Here is a 14,083-nt window from a genome sequence, read left to right on the forward strand (position 1 = left end):
GTTTAAGGCTCCTGCTGCGGGTTTATCGCTTTCACCGGTCCCCAACGCGACGGCGGCCAGGCGATGAACCGGGTCTTGCCGATGACGTTGCTCACCGGCACCGTGCCGGCGTCGAGGTCTGCACCGGTGCACAGGATCCGGTGCTGCAGATCGGGCTGGATCGCCACCGTGTCGCAGTGCGCGCGGGAATCCGACGAGTGGGTCCGGTTGTCCCCCATCACCCACAGCCGGCCCTCCGGCACGGTCACCGGACCGAACTCGTTGCCCAGGCAGGGATAGACCATCGGGTCGACCATGAGGGTGGCCGGATTCAGGTAGGGCTCGTCGAGGGTCTTGCCGTCGACGGTCAGGCCGGTGTCGTTGCGGCACTGCACCGTCTGGCCCCCCACCGCAATGACCCGCTTGACCAGATCGTTCTCGTCGGGCGGGACGAACCCGATGAAGGACAAGGCATTCTGCACCCAGCGCACCGCGGTGTTGTCCGAGCGGATCGACTTGTAGCCGACGTTCCACGACGGCGGGCCGCGGAAGACGACGACGTCACCGGGGCGCGGCGCGCTGAACCGGTAGGTGACCTTGTCGACCATGATCCGGTCACCGACGCATCCGTGGCAGCCGTGCAGCGTCGGTTCCATCGACTCCGACGGGATGAGGTACGGGCGCGCCACGAACGTCAACACCAGGTAGTACAGCACCAGCGCGATCGCCACCAGCACGACCGACTCGCGCAGCGTGCTGTGCTTGCGGTCCTCGGCGGCGGGTGCCTCCGGCGCGCCGGCCTCGGCCTGGTCGACCTCGGGCTGGTCGGCCTCGGGAGAGTTCTCGGGTGACGAGCCCGCGGTTTCGGTCACGAGATCAGGGTAGTGACCGCGTCAGCCGCGCCGCAGACCGACCGGAGCGAACCCGCCCGGACGGGCAAGTCAGCGCTTCTCCTTGATCTTGGCCTTCTTGCCGCGCAGTTCACGCAGGTAGTACAGCTTGGCCCGGCGCACGTCACCACGGACCACGACGTCGATGTGGTCGACGTTGGGCGAGTGCACCGGGAAGGTGCGCTCCACGCCGACGCCGTAGCTCTCCTTGCGGACGGTGAACGTCTCGCGGACGCCGCCACCCTGGCGGCGGATGACCACGCCCTTGAACACCTGGATGCGCTCTTTGGTGCCCTCGATCACCTTCACGTGCACGTTGACCGTGTCGCCGGGGGCGAAGGCCGGGATGTCGTCGCGCAGCGACGCCTTGTCGACGATGTCCAGCGTGTTCATTGCGGAAACACTTCCTCGCGGGTCGCGGCTGCCGACCGGCCCGCACACAGGTGCGCGTGCAGCCGGTAACCGAGCCGATGGGTTCGGGCATATTGTCGCATGGTGCGGTGCCCGAGACGCCGGGCCCCGGCTGCAGAATCAACTGCCGGGCGACAACTGCTCAATTGTGCCAGACGCGGCGCAACCAGGGAAATCGCGCAAATCGCCGCTGGTCGTTGCCGCCGGAACCGCCCGCATCGTGATAAGTCTGGTGAAGAGGCGGACCGCGCGATCGCGGCGTGCCCGCGGTAACCTATCCGGCGGGCCGATGGCAGCAAGTGTGGCGAGCCCGTAGATGTCGATTACCCGACTGATGCCTGTTGAGGAGGCCTACCAGCCGTGCGGCCATCGATGCTTCTGCTGACCATCGTCATGGTGATGTCGACGGTGGTGTTCGGCTGCGACGAGAAGGTCTACGGCGCCGCCGCCACCCGGCCCCCGCAGTACCGGGCGCCCGAGGTGGCGCCGGTGGCCACCGCGATCGAAGCGCCCCGAGCACCCGCGATCCCCCCGGCCGCGGTGGTCGACGGGCTGGCGGCACGCATGCAGGACGCCACCGAGGAAGCCGCCAAGGCCGGTGCCAACATCTCGGTGGCCGTGCTGGACCGGATCTCGCACCAACTGGTCACCAACGGCAACACACGGCCCATCGCCACCGCCTCGGTGGCCAAGCTGTTCATCGCCGACGACCTGCTGGTCCACCAGTCCGAAGCCACATTGTCGGCCGACGACCAGGCCGCCCTGGATGTCATGCTGCGTTCCTCCGACGACGGGGCCGCCGAGACGTTCTGGAACCTGCACGGCGGCAACGCGATCGTCACCCGGGTGGCCAGCCGCTACGGCCTGGCCGGTACCGCCCCGCCGTCCAACGGTGCCTGGTGGAACACCATCAGCACCACCCCGGACCTGGCGCGCTACTACGACATGCTGCTCAATGGCTCCGGCGGCCTGCCGGCGGACCGGGCGGACATGATCATCAACGACCTGGCGCAGTCCACCCCCACCGGCATCGACGGCTACCCGCAGCGGTTCGGGATTCCGGAGGGCCTGTACAACGAGCCGGTGGCCGTCAAGCAGGGCTGGATGTGCTGCATCGGCAACAACTGGATGCACCTGTCGACCGGCGTAGTCGGCGCCGACCGTCGCTACGTGGTGGTGATCGAGTCCCTCCAGCCCAGCGACGACGCCACCGCGCGTGCCACGATCACCCAGGCGGTCAAGACGATCTTCCCCGGCGGCCGGATCTAGACCCGGATCTGGACTTCGCTACTCCCCCAACAGATCCGGGCGACGCTGCCTGGTCCTCTGCAGCGCGGCCTCATGGCGCCAGGCAGCGATCCGCGCATGGTCTCCGGAGAGCAGCACTTCGGGAACATCCAGTCCGCGCCAGCTCGGCGGCCGGGTGTAGCTCGGCCCCTCCAAGAGTCCGGCGCGGTCGGGGGAATGCGAATCATCGTGGCGTGACGCCGGATTGCCCAACACTCCGGGCATCAGCCGCAGCACCGCCTCGAGCATCACCAGCACCGCAGCCTCGCCGCCGGCCAGCACATAGTCGCCGATCGAGACCTCTTCGACCCGCATCCGCCGGGCGGCGTCATCGGCGACCCGTTGGTCGATGCCTTCATAGCGGCCGCAGGCGAACACCAGGTGCTGTTCCTGGCTCCACCGCTGGGCGGTGGCCTGGTCGAACCGTACACCGGCTGGTGTGGGGATGACCAAAACTGTTTGCTGCGAACAAATTTCGTCAAGCGCTTCGCCCCACACCGGCGCCTTCATCACCATCCCCGGCCCACCGCCGTAGGGGGTGTCGTCAACCGAGCGGTGGACGTCGTGGGTCCAGCGCCGCAGATCGTGAACGCCCAACTCGACCATTCCGGACTCGATCGCCTTGCCCGGCAACGACTGCCGGATCGGGTCCAGATAAGCGGGAAAGATCGTCAGAACATCGATTCTCATCGACTACCCGCCCAGGTCCAGCAGGCCGTCGGGTGGATCGATCTGCACGGTCTGGTCGGCCAGTGACACCGACGGCACGATCGCGCTGACGAACGGAACCAGCAGCTCCCCGCCATCGGTCCGCTTGATCGCCAGCAGTTCGCCGGCGGCGGTGTGCAGCACCTCGGTGACGGTGCCGACCCGCTCCCCCGTCGTGGTGCAGACGGTGAGCCCTTCGAGCTGGTGATCGTAGTAGGTGTCCGGTTCGGTGATCGGCGGCAGCTCAGCCGAGTCCACGACGAACACGGTGCCGCGCAACGCATCCGCACCGTCGCGGTCCGCGACCCCGGCTAACCGCACCAGCAGTCGCGCGCCGTGCGGACGCGCGGATTCGACGACGTAGTCGCGCGGCGGCCCGCCCTTCTGGTGGGCGTGCAGGGTCGCGCCCGGCGCGAACCGGAGTTCGGGGTCGTCGGTGCGGACCTCGACGACGACCTCGCCGCTGATGCCGTGGGCTTTGACCACCCGCCCGACCGTCAGCTCCATGAGCCGGCCGGCTACCGGTCGGTGTCGACCACGTCCACGCGGATGCCGCGTCCACCGATACCGGCAACGAGGGTGCGCAACGCGGTGGCGGTACGACCGCCGCGACCGATCACCTTGCCGAGATCGTCGGGGTGCACGTGCACTTCGACGGTGCGGCCCCGCCGGTTGGTCACCATGTCGACCCGGACGTCATCCGGGTTGTCGACGATGCCGCGCACCAAGTGCTCGACGGCATCTGCCACCACGGCACTCACGACCGCGCTCAGCTCTCGGCGGCCGGCTCGGCGGCCTCAGCAGCCGGGGCCTCGGCCGGGGCGTCCTCAGCCGTGGCCTCGTCCTTGGCCTTCTTGGCCTCCCCCGCCTTGGGAGCCTTCTTCTTCTTGGCGGTGGTGGCCTCCGTGGTCGGACCACCCTCGGCCTCGGCCAGCGCGGCGTTGAACAGCTCCAGCTTGCTCGGCTTGGCCGGCTTGACCTTCAGCTTGCCCTCGGCGCCGGGCAGGCCCTTGAACTTCTGCCAGTCACCGGTGATCTTCAGCAGCTTGAGCACCGGCTCGGTGGGCTGGGCCCCGACCGACAGCCAGTACTGGGCGCGCTCCGAGTCGATCTCGATCAGGCTCGGCTCTTCCTTCGGGTGGTAGCGGCCGATGACCTCGATGGAGCGGCCGTCCCGGCGGGTGCGCGCGTCGGCGACCGCGATGCGGTACTGCGGATTGCGGATCTTGCCGAGCCGGGTGAGCTTGATCTTGACAGCCATGAGTCACTCCTGGGTAGCACGCTGCAATTCAGCGATACCGGCGGATTTGCCGGTGTCCGGTTTTGCCTCGCGTGTATGACCACTGCGCGGTACGTAACCGCACGGCGGACAGCCGCCTATTGTGCCAGAACCGGCCCGTTGCGCCGAAATCGCCTCAGGGCAGCTTCTCGAAGCACTTGGTCTCGACGCGCCGGGTCATCCGCCAACCGCCGTCGGTCCGGACGAACTCGTCGTCGTACCACAGGCCCAGCAGCATGGTCGCCGGCTGCTCCCCACCGAAGACCATCGGGTTGAAGCAGAAGGTGCGCGCGGCGGCGGTGTCTCCGTCGACCCGGATCGACGGCAGGCCCAGCATGTGGGCGTAGCCGGCGAAGTTCGGCAGCACCTCCGCCAGCCAGGCCTTCACCTGCGGGTAGCGCCCGTCGATACCGCCCATCGCGCGGTAGTCGATGTAGGCATCGGCGGTGAAGACCGCGTCGAGGTCGTCGAAGTTGCGGGTGTCGATGGCGGTGGAGTAGTCGACCAGCAGCTGCTGGATCTGCCACCGGTCCGACATTTCGGCCTGGCTCAGCATTCCTCGATTCAACACCACGCCGGTAAGGTAACCGGCCATGCGGAAAATTCTGGCCGCACTCGCGGCTGTGCTGACCGTGTTCGTCACTACCGCGGTGACCGCTTCCGCCGATGTCGCCCAGCCCCTCGGTTCGGCACCGATTCCGGCCGGCCCCGCCCCGAACTGGCTCATCGCCGACCTGGACTCCGGACAGGTGCTCGCCGAGCAGAACGGGTACGCCGTCACCCCGCCGGCCAGCACGATCAAGGTGCTGCTCGCGCTGGTGGCGCTCGACGAGCTGAACCTCGACGACACCGTGGTCGCCAGCCCGGCCGACACGCAGGTGGAGTGCAACTGTGTCGGCATCAAACCCGGCCACGCCTACACCGCGCGCCAGCTGCTCGACGGCCTGCTGCTGGTGTCGGGCAATGACGCCGCCAACGCGCTCGCGGACATGCTCGGCGGGCCGGAGGCGACCGTGGCGAAGATGAACGCCAAGGCTGCCGCGGTCGGCGCCACCGCCACCCACGCCAGCACGCCGTCCGGCCTCGACGGCCCCGGCGGCCCCGGCGCAACCACCCCGCACGACCTGGCGGCCATTTTCCGGGCGGCGCTGGCCAACCCGGCGTTCGCCCAGATCACCGCGCAGCCCTCGGCGATGTTTCCCACCGAGTCCGGCGAGCGGCCGATCGTCAATATGAACGAGCTGCTGGCCCGCTACCCCGGTGCGATCGGCGGCAAGACCGGCTTCACCGACGCCGCCCGCAAGACCTACGTCGGCGCGGCAGCGCGTGACGGCCGCCGGTTGGTGGTCGCGATGATGTACGGGCTGATCCACGAAGGTGGCCCGACCTACTGGGATCAGGCCGCCGCGTTGCTGGACTGGGGTTTCGCGCAGGGCCCGCTCTCCGGCGGCGTCGGCAGCCTGTAGGCCGGCGCGACTCAGTACACCCGGCCGCGCAGCATCACCAGATCCGGGCGGCCCAGCACGTCCGGCCCGCCGCGCGGGTCCTCGGCGAAGCAGAGCAGGTCGGCCGGGGCGGCGTGTTCCAGCCCCGGCGCGCCCAGCCAGCGCCGGGCCGCCCAGCAGGCCGCGCCCAGTGCCTCGGTGGCGCTGAGCCCGACACCTGTCAGGGCATGCACTTCGTCGGCGATCCGGCCGTGGGAGATCATGCCGCCGGCGTCGGTGCCGGCGTAGATCGGCACCCCGGCCTCTCGGGCGGCGCCGATCCGTGAGCGGCAGCTGGCATGCAGCGCCCGCATGTGCGCGGCGTAGGTCGGGTACCTGGCCGCCGAATCGGCGATCCCGGGGAAGTTCTCGATATTGATCAGCGTCGGCACCAGCGCGGTGCCGTGGGCCAGCATCAGCGCGATGATGTCGTCGGTGATACCGGTGCCGTGCTCGATGCAGTCGATGCCGGCGTTGATCAGCCCCGGCAGAGCATCCTCCCCGAAGACGTGCGCGGTGACGCGGGCCCCGTTGGCGTGCGCGGCATCGATGGCGGACTTCAGCACGTCGTCGGACCACAGCGGCGCCAGGTCGCCGATCCCCCGGTCGATCCAATCCCCGACCAGTTTCACCCAGCCGTCGCCCCGACGGGCTTGGGCTGCAACGGCTTCCGGCAGTTCAGCCTCGTCGTCGACGTCCAGGCCCAGCCCGGGAATGTAGCGTTTGGTGCGCGCCAGGTGCTGCCCGGCGCGGATGATCCGCGGCAAGTCGTCGCGGGAATCGAAGCCGCGGGTGTCGATCGGTGAGCCGGCGTCGCGGATCAGCAGCACCCCGGCACGACGCTCGGTTTCGGCCTGGCGCAGCGCCTCGTCAGCGTCGACCGGGCCGCCCGGACCGATTCCGATATGGCAGTGCGCGTCGACCAGGCCCGGAAGGATCCAGCCGTCAGCGAAGACGGTCTGGGCGCCGTCGACCGGCTCGAGGCTGACCCGGCCTTCGACGATCCAGTACTCCACTGGAGTCTCATCGGGCAGCCCGCGGCCGCGAACGTGGAGCGCCAAACTACTTCTGGCCCGGGAAATTCAGCTTGGACAGGTCGAAATCGGCCAGCCCGGGCGGCAGCTCGTTGAGCCCCTCGGGCATCTGCGACAGATCCGGGAAACCGGCCGGCATGCCCGGCCCGAATGGACTGCGCACCTTCGGCGGGGTGGGCCCGCGCTTCTTGCCGCCCTTCTTGCCCTTGCCCTTCGCGGCTTTGCGGGTACTGCTCTTGCGGCCGAGCCCGGGCAGACCCATCCCGCCCATCATCGACGACATCATCTTGCGGGCCTCGAAGAACCGGTCGACGAGCTGATTGACCTCCGAGACGCTGACCCCGGAACCGTTGGCGATGCGCAGCCGGCGGGAGGCGTTGATGATCTTCGGGTCGGCCCGCTCGGCGGGCGTCATGCCGCGGATGATCGCCTGCAGCCGGTCGAGGTGGCTGTCGTCGACGGCGGCCAGCGCGTCCTTCATCTGGCCCGCCCCCGGCAGCATGCCCAGCAGGTTGCCGATCGGGCCCATCTTGCGGATCGCCAGCATCTGCTCGAGGAAGTCCTCCAGCGTGAGCTCCCCGGTGCCGATCTTGGCGGCGGCCTCCTCGGCCTTCTGCGCGTCGAAGACCTGCTCGGCCTGCTCGATCAGGCTCAGCACGTCACCCATGCCCAGAATGCGGCTGGCCATCCGGTCGGGGTGGAAGACGTCGAAGTCCTCCAGTTTCTCGCCGGTGGACGCGAACAGGATCGGCGCGCCGGTGACCTCCCGCACCGACAGCGCCGCGCCACCGCGGGCGTCGCCGTCGAGCTTGGTCAGCACCACACCGGTGAAGCCGACCCCCTCGCGGAAGGCGTCGGCGGTGGTGACGGCGTCCTGGCCGATCATCGCGTCCAGCACGAACAGCACCTCGTCGGGCTGGACCGCGTCGCGGATGGCGGCGGCCTGGGCCATCATCTCCTCGTCGATGCCGAGCCGCCCGGCGGTGTCGACGACGACGACGTCGAAGTGTTTGGCTTTGGCTTCGGCCAGGCCGGCGGCGGCGACGGCGACCGGGTCACCGATGCCGATCTGGGCCTCGTGCGCCTGCGCGGAGGTGCCCGGATGCGGGGCGAAGACGGCGACCCCGGCGCGCTCCCCGACCACCTGCAGCTGGTTGACCGCCCCCGGGCGCTGCAGGTCGCAGGCCACCAACAGCGGGGTGTGCCCCTGGCCGCGCAACCAGGTGGCCAGTTTGCCGGCCAGAGTGGTCTTACCCGCGCCCTGCAGACCGGCCAGCATGATGACCGTCGGCGGGGTCTTGGCGAACGCGAGTGTGCGGGTCTGCCCGCCGAGGATGCCGATGAGCTCTTCGTTGACGATCTTGACGACCTGCTGGGCCGGGTTGAGGGCACCGGAGACCTCCGCGCCCTTGGCGCGGTCCTTGATCCGGCCGATGAACTCCCGCACCACCGGCAGCGACACGTCGGCTTCCAGCAGTGCCAGCCGGATCTCCCGCGCGGTGGCGTCGATGTCGGCGTCGGTCAGACGTCCCTTGCTGCGCAGTCCCTGCAGGGCCGAGGTCAACCGGTCGGAGAGCGATTCAAACACGCAGCCAGCCTATAACTGCTCCCCGCGCGAGCCGGCAGGCGAAGGGGACCTCGCGGCAGACCGCGTGGTGCAGCGGACGCCGCCACCGCGATATCCCGAACACGTATTATGACCGCGAGGTTAGATAAATTGCACAGTTAATCGCGAGATTCGCGCCCGTTAAACAAGGGTTTCAGAGCTTTCACGCTCCGCTTGTTTTCGTTAAAGATACGCACTCAGCTGCTAATTAAATGTTACCGATCACTGCGGTCGCTCTAATTCTGCAATGCTTCCTCGCATCGACAGTCAGCCCATCGGATCTCTCGGTTTCCGGTTCGATTCGCTCCGAGGAGAACACATGTCATTTGTGAAAGCGGCGCCTGAAGCAATGACCTCAGCCGCGGGCGAGCTGCAGGGCATCGGCGAAGCCCTCGCCGCACGGAGCGCCTCGATACGAATCCCCACCACCGCCATTGCCCCGGCGGGTACGGACCCGGTCTCCCAACTGCAGGCGGCGGTGTTCGCGACCTACGGCAGCCTCTACCAGTCGATCAGCGACCAAGCGGCGGTCGTTCACCAGCAGCTCGTGGGTGCCCTTGGGCAGAACGCCGTTGCGTACTCCACCGCCGAGGCGACCAACCAGTCCGCGACGTCGCTGGACGCGGCGATCCAGGGGTTCTTGACCGACATCCTCGGCGTCCCGACCAGCGGCAGTTCTTCGCTGCTGTCCGGCAACGCCGCCAATATCGGCAACATCGGAATGGGTAACTGGGCCTCTGCCTGCTCGGCCCTGCTCGGCCTGGCCGGCGGCGGTCTTCTCGACTTTCCCGAAGAGGTCGCCGCCGAAGCAGGGAGCCTGGTCGGGTTCGACCAGGCCATGCCGGCCGGCGCGGCGGGGCCGGCGGCCGGCGTGGGTGCGACACCGGCCGGGTTGGCACAGGCCACCGCAATGGGCGCCTCGGCCGCGCCGAACTGGGCCGGCGAAGGCGCCGCCGCGGCGGGCGCCACTCCGGCCCGTCCGGCGACCGCGAGCGCAGTCGCCCCGCACGCCACGCCGAGCCTGGCAGCCGTACCGGCCGCCCTGCCGTCGGCGGCACCCGGCGACCGCGGCATCGGAAGATTCGGCGCGCCGCGCTATGGCGCCAAGCCCACCGTCGTACCCAAGCAGCCCGCGGTCTAGCCCCGCCCGACGAGGATCGGATACCCGCATGTCTTTCGATTTCGGAGCCCTCCCCCCGGAGACCGTGTCCGCCTGGATGTACAGCGGGGCCCGGTCCGGGCCGCTGATGTCGGCCGCCTCGGCGTGGAGCAGCCTGGCCGCCGAGCTGGAGGCTTCGGCAGCGTCCGCCCAGGCGGTGATCTCAGAGTTGACCGGCGAACTGTGGACGGGGCCGGCTGCGGCGGCGATGACCGCCGCCGTAGCCCCCTATCTGACCTGGCTGAACACCACCTCCGCTGCCGCCCACCATGCCAGTTCGCAGGCGATGGCCTCGGCGGCCGCCTTCGAGGTCGCCCACGCGGCGACGGTGCCCCCGCCCGTGATCGTCGCTAACCGGGCACAGCTGGCGGCACTGGTCGCATCGAATCTGCTCGGGCAGAACACCCCGGCGATCCTGGCCACCGAGGCCCACTACCTGGAGATGTGGGCGCAGGACACCCTGGCCATGTTCGGCTACAGCACCGCGTCGGCCAGCGCAGCAGAGTTGTCGCCGATCTCTCCGGCGCCGCAGCCCACCAACCCGGCCGGATCGGCGGTCGCCGGCGCCACTGCAGCCGGGGGCCTCCAGCAGGAACTGGCCCACGCCCTGACGACCCTGCAGGGGGCGTTGCAGACGGTCAGCTCACCGCTGGCCTCGTCGACGTCGACGGCCATGCCCCTCGGCAACGCCGTCGACCTCTTCCTGGGCACCCCCTTGTTCTCGAACGCCATCAACGGAGGCGTGAACACCGCGGCATGGTTTGTGTGTACCGCAATCCCGACTGCGGTGTCGCTGGGCCACACCTTGGCCTTGGCCGGGCCGGCCAGCCTGGTATCCGACGTGACCGGCGCCGAAGGTCTCGCGGCCGGCTTGGGCCCGGCGGTCCTGGCCGGCATGGCGCAACCGGCGGGGGTGATGGCGTCCGGCGCGGCGCCGGTGGTGGCCGGACTGGGCCAGGCCGCCACCGTCGGCGAGGTGTCGGTGCCAGCCTCGTGGTCGGCGACGGCGAGCACTGAAGTCGCGGCATCGACCGGCTCGGGCTGGACCGCTGCCGCCGAGGAGGCAGCGCCGATGCACGCCGTACCGGCCGGGATCGGATCAGCGGCCTGCGCCGGACGCTCCGGGTTCGGTTCGGGTCTGCCCCGCTACGGCGTCAAGCCGACCGTGATGCCCAAGCAGGTGTTCGTCTGACAGCGGCCGGAGCGACCCCGTGGTCTCGGTTCACCGCGGGGACCTCGCCCTCCATCTGGGGCTCAGGTATGGGGGCCGACGGACGTCGATACTTCGGACAGGTTCGGTGGCGGATGCAGCCGCAGTTGAGGCCGATGATGCACGCTTGAGGACCGGGAGAACCTGCGCTCGGCGCCGCTACCGCCCGACTCGGCGGTGAAGTCGCCGCCGAGGTGCCGAACGCGCCGACACCGCTGAACCCGACGGCCAAGACCGCGCCGGCTACGGCCAGCCCGGCACGCGTCATCCTGCTGCCGTCGCGCATCGTCGCGATGTTTCGCCCGTGTTTCACCGTGCTCACACGCTACGGGTCATTCCTGGCAAGTTCCTGACTCCCAGCGGCTCACTCACCCAGTGCCTTGCGCGGTCCCAGCATCTAATTTCGCGAGAACGTAAACTACCGAATCGTTATTGGATTAATTCGTGGGCATCTCTCGCGCGCGATACAGAAAACTGGCAAGCGGCTTTGCTTCATGCGCGGGCGACAATTGATCGGTACCCCCGCAATATCGATGAACTCCACGTCCGCTCGGCATCAGAAAACGGCGGGCCGCGGCCTGAACAATGGCGAAAAGTAGAGCTTCAGACCAACGCGCTGAGCAGATGCTTCTCGATCACCGTTCGATCCATCGGCGCCGGCGGGACGACACAGAACACGTCGTCTGCCGTCGATCCCCTGGTGGTGACCTTCGCCCACACGACGTCGGCGCCGGCCCGTTCCAGCGCCGCGGCAAGCCGTGCCAGGAGGCCGGGGCGGTCCGCGGCGCGGACTTCGACGATCAGCCGGCCGGGCGTGCTGTCGAACCACAAGATGCGAGGCGGGGCCGCCGGGCCGCTCGCCGGGACGCCGGCGGGAACCTCACCGCAGGTGATCCGGTGCGATTCGTCCCGACGTCGCTGCAACCTGGCCTGGACGTCGATACCGCCTGAGAGCGCAAGACGGAGCTGCTCGCCAACTAGCTGGGCGACCGGCGGGGCGCCGAAATGCGGAGACACCACGAACTCGGTGATCGCCGACCCGTCCCGAATGTTGACCGTCGCCGCGTGCACCCGCAACGAATTCATCGCCAACACCGCCGCAGCCTTCGACAGCAGACCGCGCTGGGCGGGGGCGATCATGACCGCGCGGTAGGTGCGTCCACCGGGGTCGCGGCGCAGATCCACGTGTACATCACCCGCCTTCGCCAGCACGACGTACTCGGTGTCGATCGGGTCGCCCTGCGGCAGCGGCTCACCGGCCATCACGAGGCGGCAGCGTCGAACCAGGTCGGTGACCAAAGTTGCCTTCCAGCCGCTCCATGCCTCCGGGCCGGTGGCCAGCGCGTCGACCACGGTCAACGCGTGCAATACCTCGAGCGTCACTACGTCTCCGCCCAGTGCCGCCGCAACACAGGCGATGACGTTCGGATCATTCAGATCGTGCCGGGTGACGACCTTCGGCAGCAGCAGGTGATGTGTCACCAAAGTGGCGAGCATCGTGACGTCACAGGGCCACAAGCCCAGCCGAGTACCGATCCGGGCCACCAGCTCGGCACCGATCAGGCTGTGATCGCCGCTGCGGCCCTTGCCGATGTCGTGCAGCAGAGCCGCAAGGACCAGCAGATCCGGACGTGCCACCTGGGTTGTGAACGCCGCAGCCCGAGAAGCGGTTTCGATGAGATGACGGTCGACGGTCCAGATGTGGACAGGGTCGCGGGGCGGCAGGTCGCGGATCATCGCCCATTCCGGGAACAGCCGGCCCCACAGCCCACTGCGATCCAGCGCCTCGATGGTCGTCACCGTCGCCGGGCCGGCGCCCAGTAGTACCAAAAGGTCGTCGACGGCCTCCCGAGGCCACGGCACCGGCAGGTCGGGCGCATCGCTAGCCAGCCGGCTCAACGTGGCTGGCGCGATGGGCAATCCGGTGCGGGCCGAGGCGGCCGCCACCCGCAACAGCAGACCGGGATCGCGCTCAGGCCGGGCGTCGCGGGCCAGTACCACCTCTCCGGCGAATGCGACCACGCCGTCATCCAGTGGTCTCCGCAGCCGCGGCCGCACCGCTGAGATTCCGCGTCTCGGCAGAGCGTTGGCAGCGATTCGCAGGCCCATGTCAACGCGGTAAGTGATGGTGCGCGCCGCATCGGACAGGCTGCGCGCCAGGTCGTACCGGTCGCCGATGCGCAGTGCAGCACCGATCTCGTCGGCGTACTGGGCCATCAGCAGGTCGTGTCCGCGCCCGGAGACTCGATGCAATTCGGTACGGACATCCAGCAGCCGGAGGTATGACGCGTCGACCAAACCTCCTCGGGCCTCCAAGCGGCAGACCGTCGCACGGTCCGCAAGGTGCGCGATTGCCAGCGCGTCAAGCAACTGCACGTCGCGCAACCCTCCGCGTCCGCATTTCAGGTCGGGCTCGATGCGATGCGCTACTTCGCCGCTACGCCGCCACCGTGCGTGCGTCGTTTCGATGAGTTCGCTGTAACGGGAGCGGATTCCGTACCGCCACCGGTGGCGCACCTCGTGGATCAGCTGCGTCGAGAGCCGTTCATCACCGGCGATATGGCGCGCGTCCAGCATGCCCAGGTCGGCGAACAGATCGGCACCGGCGACCTCGATCGCCTCGGCCACGGTGCGCACACTGTGGTCGAGGCGAACTCCGGCATCCCACAGCGGATACCACAACAGCGCGGCAACCTCTGCGACGGCGTCGGCGGATTTGCCGTCGTGCAGCAGCAGCAGGTCCAGGTCTGAGTGGGGAAGCAACTCGCACCGGCCCAGCGAACCGGTCGCGACGATCGCGAATCCGCTGTCCGCCGCGATGCCGATCTCCGTCGCCTTCGCGGTCAACCAGCGCTCGTGCAGCCGTCGCCACTCATCACGCAGCGCGACGGAGTCCAGCCGGCCCGCGGACTCCGAGCGAAGCGCTGCCCGTGCCCGCGCCAAATCCATGGTGGTGCGGGAAGATCGCACCGACCGTGTGGCGGGGTTCCCTTCGCGTTGCGTCATCGCGGCCCACCGAGGTCAACTCGGATCGGA

The 14,083-nt window shown here is 68.9% G+C and carries 14 protein-coding genes; 4 read left to right on the forward strand and 10 right to left on the reverse strand.

The window, feature by feature from the left end; all coding sequences use genetic code 11:
- Nucleotides 1-2 precede the first annotated feature (2 nt).
- Together lepB and rplS are read right to left on the reverse strand one after the other, a co-directional pair.
- Nucleotides 3-851: a signal peptidase I gene (lepB, locus tag A5694_RS19825; protein ID WP_064924020.1), complete on the reverse strand. Its 849-nt coding sequence runs from the start codon at nt 849-851 to the stop codon at nt 3-5.
- A gap of 69 nt (nt 852-920) precedes the next feature.
- Nucleotides 921-1,262, reverse strand: a complete 342-nt coding sequence (gene rplS / locus A5694_RS19830) for a 50S ribosomal protein L19 (protein WP_019736221.1) — start codon at nt 1,260-1,262, stop codon at nt 921-923.
- Nucleotides 1,263-1,652: 390 nt separating this feature from the next.
- Here rplS and A5694_RS19835 point away from each other — a divergent pair, with 390 nt between their 5' ends.
- Nucleotides 1,653-2,549 carry a hypothetical protein gene (locus A5694_RS19835; RefSeq protein WP_064924051.1) on the forward strand — a complete coding sequence of 299 codons (897 nt, stop codon included), beginning with the start codon at nt 1,653-1,655 and terminating at the stop codon, nt 2,547-2,549.
- Nucleotides 2,550-2,567: 18 nt separating this feature from the next.
- Here A5694_RS19835 and trmD read toward each other — a convergent pair whose 3' ends face one another.
- The 5 genes from trmD to A5694_RS19860 all read right to left on the reverse strand — a co-directional run bounded on the left by trmD (nt 2,568) and on the right by A5694_RS19860 (nt 5,110).
- Entirely contained in the window at nt 2,568-3,257 is a 690-nt protein-coding gene (gene trmD, locus A5694_RS19840; RefSeq protein WP_064924021.1) for a tRNA (guanosine(37)-N1)-methyltransferase TrmD, read from the reverse strand.
- A gap of 3 nt (nt 3,258-3,260) precedes the next feature.
- On the reverse strand, nt 3,261-3,782 hold the full coding sequence (gene rimM / locus A5694_RS19845; protein ID WP_064924022.1) for a ribosome maturation factor RimM: 522 nt from the start codon (nt 3,780-3,782) through the stop codon (nt 3,261-3,263).
- Nucleotides 3,783-3,793: 11 nt separating this feature from the next.
- Nucleotides 3,794-4,036, reverse strand: a complete 243-nt coding sequence (locus A5694_RS19850) for an RNA-binding protein (RefSeq protein ID WP_019736217.1) — start codon at nt 4,034-4,036, stop codon at nt 3,794-3,796.
- A gap of 8 nt (nt 4,037-4,044) precedes the next feature.
- Nucleotides 4,045-4,536: a 30S ribosomal protein S16 gene (rpsP, locus tag A5694_RS19855; RefSeq protein WP_064924023.1), complete on the reverse strand. Its 492-nt coding sequence runs from the start codon at nt 4,534-4,536 to the stop codon at nt 4,045-4,047.
- Nucleotides 4,537-4,690: 154 nt separating this feature from the next.
- Complete coding sequence (locus A5694_RS19860; RefSeq protein WP_064924024.1) at nt 4,691-5,110, reverse strand: nuclear transport factor 2 family protein; 420 nt, start codon at nt 5,108-5,110, stop codon at nt 4,691-4,693.
- Nucleotides 5,111-5,147: 37 nt separating this feature from the next.
- On the opposite strand from A5694_RS19860, the gene A5694_RS19865 reads away from it, so the two are divergent.
- A complete protein-coding gene (locus A5694_RS19865; RefSeq protein ID WP_064924025.1) occupies nt 5,148-6,020 on the forward strand; it encodes a D-alanyl-D-alanine carboxypeptidase family protein in 873 nt (290 codons plus the stop codon).
- Nucleotides 6,021-6,031: 11 nt separating this feature from the next.
- Here A5694_RS19865 and A5694_RS19870 read toward each other — a convergent pair whose 3' ends face one another.
- Nucleotides 6,032-7,099: an amidohydrolase family protein gene (locus tag A5694_RS19870; protein ID WP_064924026.1), complete on the reverse strand. Its 1,068-nt coding sequence runs from the start codon at nt 7,097-7,099 to the stop codon at nt 6,032-6,034.
- 1 nt (nt 7,100) lies between these two features.
- Nucleotides 7,101-8,660: a signal recognition particle protein gene (gene ffh, locus A5694_RS19875; protein WP_064924027.1), complete on the reverse strand. Its 1,560-nt coding sequence runs from the start codon at nt 8,658-8,660 to the stop codon at nt 7,101-7,103.
- 337 nt (nt 8,661-8,997) lie between these two features.
- Here ffh and A5694_RS19880 point away from each other — a divergent pair, with 337 nt between their 5' ends.
- A complete protein-coding gene (locus A5694_RS19880; protein ID WP_064924028.1) occupies nt 8,998-9,819 on the forward strand; it encodes a PE family protein in 822 nt (273 codons plus the stop codon).
- Between the two features lie 28 nt (nt 9,820-9,847).
- Nucleotides 9,848-11,029: a PPE family protein gene (locus A5694_RS19885; RefSeq protein WP_064924029.1), complete on the forward strand. Its 1,182-nt coding sequence runs from the start codon at nt 9,848-9,850 to the stop codon at nt 11,027-11,029.
- 621 nt (nt 11,030-11,650) lie between these two features.
- Here the strand turns inward: A5694_RS19885 and A5694_RS19890 are convergent.
- Nucleotides 11,651-14,053, reverse strand: a complete 2,403-nt coding sequence (locus A5694_RS19890) for a [protein-PII] uridylyltransferase (RefSeq protein WP_064924030.1) — start codon at nt 14,051-14,053, stop codon at nt 11,651-11,653.
- Nucleotides 14,054-14,083 lie beyond the last annotated feature (30 nt).

Origin of the sequence: Mycolicibacter sinensis, from assembly GCF_001667945.1 — a bacterium.
Taxonomy (GTDB): domain Bacteria; phylum Actinomycetota; class Actinomycetes; order Mycobacteriales; family Mycobacteriaceae; genus Mycobacterium; species Mycobacterium sinense_B.

Coding starts and splice junctions, on each gene's coding strand:
- rplS (WP_019736221.1), bottom strand. CDS start 1,262: ATGAACACGCTGGACATCGTCGACAAGGCGTCGCTGCGCGACGACATC.
- A5694_RS19835 (WP_064924051.1), top strand. CDS start 1,653: ATGCTTCTGCTGACCATCGTCATGGTGATGTCGACGGTGGTGTTCGGC.
- trmD (WP_064924021.1), bottom strand. CDS start 3,257: ATGAGAATCGATGTTCTGACGATCTTTCCCGCTTATCTGGACCCGATC.
- rimM (WP_064924022.1), bottom strand. CDS start 3,782: ATGGAGCTGACGGTCGGGCGGGTGGTCAAAGCCCACGGCATCAGCGGC.
- rpsP (WP_064924023.1), bottom strand. CDS start 4,536: ATGGCTGTCAAGATCAAGCTCACCCGGCTCGGCAAGATCCGCAATCCG.
- A5694_RS19860 (WP_064924024.1), bottom strand. CDS start 5,110: ATGCTGAGCCAGGCCGAAATGTCGGACCGGTGGCAGATCCAGCAGCTG.
- A5694_RS19865 (WP_064924025.1), top strand. CDS start 5,148: ATGCGGAAAATTCTGGCCGCACTCGCGGCTGTGCTGACCGTGTTCGTC.
- A5694_RS19880 (WP_064924028.1), top strand. CDS start 8,998: ATGTCATTTGTGAAAGCGGCGCCTGAAGCAATGACCTCAGCCGCGGGC.
- A5694_RS19885 (WP_064924029.1), top strand. CDS start 9,848: ATGTCTTTCGATTTCGGAGCCCTCCCCCCGGAGACCGTGTCCGCCTGG.
- A5694_RS19890 (WP_064924030.1), bottom strand. CDS start 14,053: ATGACGCAACGCGAAGGGAACCCCGCCACACGGTCGGTGCGATCTTCC.